General features: G+C 42.0%; 1 protein-coding gene. It reads right to left on the reverse strand.

From position 1 onward, the window contains the following. Positions 1–5,966 (reverse strand): non-ribosomal peptide synthetase (locus CWC18_RS19905; protein WP_138675960.1); only part of this gene is annotated, 5,966 nt, incomplete at both ends.

Here is a 5,966-nt window from a genome sequence, read left to right on the forward strand (position 1 = left end):
GATAGCTCTGATAATAATTGGTTTTGGCTAGAGAGCATTTTTAAAATCAAAGACTCCAACTGCTTTGAAAGCATGCTTGCACTTACCGTGCTTACCTTGTCATGTTGATACGTCAATGTGATTTTTAATAATGCTTCGATCTCAACCCCTAGAGATACCGGATAGTTGGTCTCCTCAGCTGAATTAACAACATCAAATGCAGTGCCTTTCCCTTCTCCATTTTGGAGTGTCTCAGAGATCGGGTAGTTTTCAAATACCATTAAGGTATCGAATAAACCTTCTATATTCAGGTCTAAACGTTCACCAGCTTGCTTCTGAATATCATAAAGCGGCGTAAACTCAAATTCTCTAGAACGAACACTCGCGGTTTGAATTGACTGTAACCAAGTACTTAACGACTGTGCTGGATCTATTTCAGTGATCACCGGGATGGTATTGATAAACATCCCCAAGCATGCGCTACTACCAACCATATCGGTTGGTCTGCCTGAGGTGGTTGCACCAAAGCATACTGTATCCCGGTTTAAGTATCGCGACAGCAGTAATGCCCATGCACCTTGAATAACAGTATTTATTGTCACATGATTTTGCTTTGCAAACGCTGTTAAGCTGACAGTTTGTGTTTCATCAAAATTAATGTATTCCTTACCATATTGCCTAAACTCAGAATCCCCACTTAATACCGAAGTCAGGTAGCTTGGGCCAGTCAGTCTATTTGTTTCATGCTGCCAATAAGCCAGGTTAGTAGAAGCATCCTGCTCTGCTAGGTAAGTAATATAGTCTTTATATTGCACCGTATCTTTCGGTAGGCGCATCCCTTCGTATGCTTGTAGGATCTCCCCCATCATGACAGATGTACTCCAACCATCTGTTAATAAATGGTGACTTGTCCATATTAAATAATGCTCTGTCGCGCTTGTATTTATCAGTGTTAGCCGCGTCAAGCCAGGGTCATTAATGAGATCAAATCCTCGCGCCCGATCCGCTTGCGCTTGTGTGATGAGGGCAGCCTTATCTAACGTGCTATTTTGCCAATCTAGTTCCTGCCAAGATTGCTCTGTTTCTTTCGCAACAAACTGCAAATTAAAGTTATCAGTACACACAAAACCTGTTCGCAGCACATCATGACGTCCTGTCACTTGTTGCCAAGCGCGTTTGAAGCGCTCTACATCTAGTCCTTTTACCTCAAAACAGGTTTGATTAATGTACGCACTACTTTGTTCAAACATGCTGTGGAATAGCATGCCTTCTTGCATGGGTGATAATGGATATAGATCATCTACATTACTCAGATCAAGTGGCAACGCTTCTAATTGTGTTTGCGACAATTTAGTCAGTGGAACATCTGATGGGGTTAATGTACCTTGTGCCGTTTGGCAATGATCTACAACCTGCTGCAATGCAGCCTCAAAATGTGCGGCAAACTGCGCCACATCTTCATTATTCAAACGCGCTTGTGAGAAGCTTATTTCAAAAGACAGTGCCCCATTTAGTACTTGCCCATTAATCGCCAACTCACTATTCATAGCGATAGTGTCACTCGTTGCTTTTCCTGAGCTTTCAGATGCTAAACGCCAAACCGAAGTACTATCACTCGCTGCGCCATTGTCGAATTGCCCCAAATAGTTGAATTCAATTTGACTGAGTGAGCTTTGCTGCAACTGCTTTTGTTCTTCTTCTGTGCCATTAAATTTAAATGCACTATATCCTATCCCCTTATTTGGAATAGCCCGTAAGTTTTCTTTATTGGCAATGATTGTATGCGCCAACGAGGGCATTCGCTGCAATACAATTGGATAGAGTGTTGTAAACCAACCCACAGTCCGGCTTAAGTCTAAGCCATGCTCCCATGACTCTCGCCCATGACCTTCTAAGTTAATAGATACTTCAGATTGACCTAACCATTGATACAAGGCTTCACTTAATGCGCTCAGTAACAAGTCATTTATCTGTGTACGATATACTTTTGGCGCATCATGTAATAATGACTCAGTACGCACTTTATCTAAATTGACACTGACTGCTGCACGATGCAGTGCTAATGCACTGCCCTGTGCCCTTAAGTTAGGTAATTGCAATGGCTGAGTGACTTGCTCAGACCAATACGCAAACTCATCTTTAAATTGACTCGGGTACTCACGCACACGTTCAGACCAGTATTGATAGCTGTGACTTTTTAACGCCAACGTACGCTCTTTACCTTCAATAGCTTGCTCATATGCAACTGCTAAATCATCTAATAAAATCCGCCAAGATACACCATCTACAACCAAATGATGAATAACGAATAACAGCCTATATGTGCCATCATTCACTCGCATTTTCACGACTCTCATCATTGAACCATGGGTAATATCTAAACTTTCTTGAGCTTGTTGAGCTAATTGCTCTATATCAGCCACATCAACATCATGTAACCACATATTTTGTTCAACAAAATCCTCTCGATACTCTGTATACTCTTGACTCCAAATCCCCATTTCATCTTGATAATATCGCATGCGCAACGCGTCGTGACTTTCAACCAACTGACTTATCGCGGCATTAAGTGCTGCCTCATCTAACACTTGATCACTGTGTAGCATCACAGCTTGGTTCCAATGGGAGCGATCGGCCATCTCATTTTGAAAGAAACTGGATTGGATCGGCAGTAACTCTACTTTCCCAAAAACATTTTGCTCAATTAAATCTTCATTTTCTATAGCAATTAAACATGTCACTAGGCGCGCTATATTTTGCTGTTCGAACACTTGTTTAGGGGTTACCAAGTAGCCAGCCTGACGAAGTTTTGCAATTATTTGTAAGCTGACTATGGAGTCCCCACCTAATTCAAAGAAATTGTCATGACGACCCACTTGTTCAACACCGAGGATTGATCGCCAAATAGCGGCTAACATAATTTCTAGCTCACCCTCGGGTGCAACAAAATCAGTATCTGCGGCTCTGTCCACTTTAGGTAAGGCACTTCGATTAACTTTACCGTTATTAGTCAAAGGAAAGCTTGCTAGCGTGACAAATAGATCGGGGATCATGTAACTCGGTAAATTGTTCCGCAATATCTCTTTTAATGCGTCATACTCGATGTCATCATCAGCCACAATATAAGCAACTAATTGCGTCCCATTTTCGGTTTCATCTGCGACGACAATAGCTTCATTTACGGTTGGGATATTACATAAATTGGCTTCTATCTCACCCAATTCAATTCTAAATCCTCGCACTTTCACTTGATGGTCTGTGCGTCCTAAGTACTCAAGCTCTCCATCAAAGCTCCAACGTACCAAATCTCCCGTTCGATATAAGCGAGCACCATCGTCGCTAAATGGGTTTGCTATGAACCTTTCTGAAGTCAAAGCGCCTTGGTTTAAATAACCCCGAGCAAGCCCTTCTCCTGCGATATATAATTCACCTGGCACACCTATTGGCATCAGGGTTAACGCATCACTCAATACATACAATTGGGTATTTTCAATTGCATCGGTGATAGGGATCACATCCCAGCGCTCGTTAGTCTCATTATCGATATTAAAAACTGAACATCCAACGACGGTCTCTGTCGGTCCATATTCATTAATGATTTGTGCATAAGGGAATAAGGCTTTCAATTGAGCAACCGTAGAGCCCAATAATTTGTCCCCCCCAACAACAAAGCAATGCGCTTGCTCACTTGTTGTGAGTAAATCACTGGCAAGCATAGCATCGATATGGGCAGGGGTTATTTTATATAATGTGGCATCATTACTTTGTTGTAAATGTGCAATTAAATTACTGAGCTCTTCATCCCCTGATGCCAACAATGTTACTGTTTTACCGCCATATAACGGCGCTAACAAGCTCGTTACTGTGGCATCAAAAGAGAGTGTTGAACTCACTAAGCTCGATGATACATTTGGTAAATAGGCAGCCTGTGCATAGGATAAATAGTTCGATAATCCTTGGTGCGTTACCGCAACCCCTTTAGGCTGCCCAGTAGAACCTGAGGTATAAATCACATAGGCTAAGTTATCTTTTGATATGTGAGAACAGCAGTGAGGCTCATCCGACGAATAAACGATACTCTGTAAAACGTGTATATCTGACAATTGCGCTAACTCAGTAAAGTTAGCCGCTGAGCCATCCGTCAGAATAAGCTTTAAAGTACTGCTACTCACTATATATTTAACACGATCACTCGGCAAATTAGGATCAATAGGAACATATGCTGCACCCGCCTGATGGATAGCGAGTAAACTCACAACCATATCGATATTGCGATTAAAAATCACCCCGACTTGGTCTTCCACAAGCACATCATTCGCCTGCAAATAAGCACATAACCGATTCACTTTTAGTGCCAGCTGCGCATAAGTAATAGACTCTTCACCATACCTCAAAGCTATATGGTTAGGTGTATTTACACTATGGTATTCGATGCTTTCATGCAATAACATTTTGGGCACATTGCATTCATTACCACGTCCAAAGGCTATAAGATTGTCAATCGTATGCTCTTTTAGCACCCCGACACTACTCACTGTTTGCTCTGGGCGTAATGCAATATCCGTGAGTATCGAGATAAAGCCATCAAGCAGTTCTTGAACTCGGCTGTCACTATAAAGTTCAGTAGCGTAATTTAAATATAACGTCACTTCACCTTCAGTATCTTCAATCGCTTCAAGTAACAATTCAAACTGTGCACTATTGGTCGGAAGCTTTGCTTCACTAATCGTCAGTTCAGGTAGTTGTGACAACACATTATCTTCTTGACGCTGATAATTTAGCATCACTTGAAACAACGGAGAGCGGTTTAAATTACGCTCTAACTCAAGCCCATCAACCAGTTTTTCAAAAGGGAGGTCTTGATTCGCCTGAGCCCCTTGTAAACTTCCCGTAATAGCGCTCACGACTTGTCCCAGTGCCATATCTGCTGATAACACACTGCGGATCACTTGCGTATTGACAAAAAAGCCAACAATACTGTGACTTTCAATATGTTGCCTATTAGCGATAGGCATACCAACTCGAATATCTGATTGACCAGAGTAACGATGAAGTAAAACATGCCACGCACTCATGAGCAGAGCAAATAAAGTACTGCCTTGATCTTTAGCGTAATGACTTAACTGCGCTTTCAATGTCTTTGGAATAGCGTGAATAGCAATACCATTACTATATTCCTGTTGATCACTTTGCAAATCGGCAGGTAATTCCAGGACTGGGTGAGAATCACCTAAGTTCTCTTTCCAATATGCCAGCTGTCTTGCATCTTCCCCTTCTTCCAACCACTGCTTTTGCCACTGAGCATAGTCACTGTAACGTGGCTGCAATTCTACTTCGAGTGAGTCCCCCTTTAACGCTGCTGAATAACCACCTACAAAATCGGCAATAATCAAATTTAGCGACCAACCATCGGACACAATATGATGCATTACCACAACCAACTCATGCTTATCTTGTGCATGCATAATTAAGCCAACGCGTAACAATTTATCTGTCGTTAAATCAAACGGCGTTTTCACTAAATCAGACTTAAATGAATCTGACTCTGCATCTTTAGTAGAAGCATCTAAACGTTGAATATTTGCTTTCACCCCCTGTTCTACGACTTGTGTCACACTGGCATCTTGGTGCTCAACAAATCTTGTACGTAATGCATCATGCTTATCAAGAACATAGTCAAATGCAGTTTGCAGTGCGGTAAAATCTAGCTCGCCCTCTAAGATCAATCCCCCTGTAATGTGGTAAGCATCACTTTCTGGTGCTAATTTCCACAAGAACCATTGACGCTCTTGTGCATAAGACAACGTTTGCTGTGCAGGCTCAGCCCTAAGTAAAGGCGATATAGTGTTCTCACTCGAACTGAGGCTGTGTCGTGCAAGTGAGTATAAATCAGTACTGGTGAAAATATCCTGCACACTCAATGTAATATCATGACTTTTTGCTAATGCAATTAAGCGTAAGCTGTTGATTGAATCCCCACCTAGCGC

The organism is Pseudoalteromonas aurantia (genome assembly GCF_005886875.1).
Classification (GTDB): domain Bacteria; phylum Pseudomonadota; class Gammaproteobacteria; order Enterobacterales; family Alteromonadaceae; genus Pseudoalteromonas; species Pseudoalteromonas aurantia_A.